Source organism: Rhodopirellula sp. UBA1907 (genome assembly GCF_002337565.1).
In the GTDB taxonomy this organism is placed as follows: domain Bacteria; phylum Planctomycetota; class Planctomycetia; order Pirellulales; family Pirellulaceae; genus Rhodopirellula; species Rhodopirellula europaea.
The window spans coordinates 2631-3860 of record NZ_DDGH01000019.1; the positions used below are offsets into that span (position 1 = coordinate 2631).

Sequence of the window (1230 nt, forward strand, 5' to 3'; positions counted from 1 at the left end):
GATGGCAGTTCGCTCAGCAACGCGTGGGCTCGTTCTGGATTTTCGCGTGCGAGTTGATTGCTGTAGACGCCACTGACTCGACGTGAGAATGGATCGTTGGGGAACAGGAACGCTGCACAGGATTCGGTCGCCATTTTGGGCTCGATCGAGGCCGCTCGTTTCATGTCGCTGTCGAAACCATCGCGAAGGGTTTCGAAGGTGGTGTCCGATGCGATGAACTCAAACGGGTTCGCGTACGGTTGGACTTTGCGATACAAGTCGTCGGGAGCGAAGTAGAGATCGTCGAGTGTTCCGCCGTAGCCGTTGTAGTTGAGCAGCGTGCCGAGTTGTTCCAGTTCCGCGAGTTGCGAATCGTTGAGGTTCAATGGTGCGGCGGCGGACTTTGCCGCGTCGTGCAGGTTGTCGCCGTATAGAGCGGTGATCGCCCAGGGCAAGAATTGACCCTTGAGGAATCGATTGACGAGCAGTCCGGTGCACACGTCGCCGGCGGTGTCGATGTGCGTCGACAGCAGCGGCAAATCGGGGATGTCGCCGGCGAAGTGGTGATCGAAGTAGGTGACCGGAACATCTGCAGCCAGGATCCGCTGGAGTTCGTCGCGATTCTTGTCGAGCGAAATGTCGAGCACAGTCACGGAGTCGCCCGAGACCGCGGGGACTCGTTTGAGAAGGTTGATGTCTCGTTTGACGCCGGTTACCAGCGTGCTGTCTTTGGGTTCCGCCAGCCGCAGTTGATGCAGCGCGCAAATGCCATCCGCGTCGCCATTGAAAACGTCAAAGTGAGTCACGTCGTTATCTCGATCGGTGTGAGCGGATTGGTCCGAGTTTCGGTTCCATGGCTCCCGATTCTAGTTCCTGGCCGAGAAAGCGAAACGGTGCCACAGCGAAAGTCCGAATGAAGAATCAAACACCCGCTCGTTTGTGAATTCAACGAAATCAGTCGAGCGGTGAATACTCAAATGATCGGATCTCTGCGTTGCCGGTTCCTTCCGCATAAATCGCGGGGCGAAGGTAGGAGAAACTCCCCAGAACGTTGTGGTCGAATCCGGACAGCTCGAAAGTTCGCGAGCACTTGGTCCAGTTCTCGCCGTCTTCGCTGACGTAGAGATTGGCGGTTTGGTTGGACAGGGTGGCTCGCAAGAATCGAATTTTGTCACCTCGGACGCCACGGAATGGTCGTCGCGAATCGTTCAGTCGCATGATGACTCGGTCGCCTTGCACGGCGACGCCGGC

General features: G+C 57.2%; 1 protein-coding gene and 1 pseudogene. Both read right to left on the reverse strand.

The window, feature by feature from the left end; translation table 11 throughout:
* Positions 1-785 (reverse strand): acetyltransferase (locus tag B2R17_RS04520; RefSeq protein WP_286763030.1); only part of this gene is annotated, 785 nt, incomplete at its 3' end.
* A gap of 148 nt (positions 786-933) precedes the next feature.
* Positions 934-1230: pseudogene (locus B2R17_RS04525) on the reverse strand (glycoside hydrolase); the annotation flags it as partial.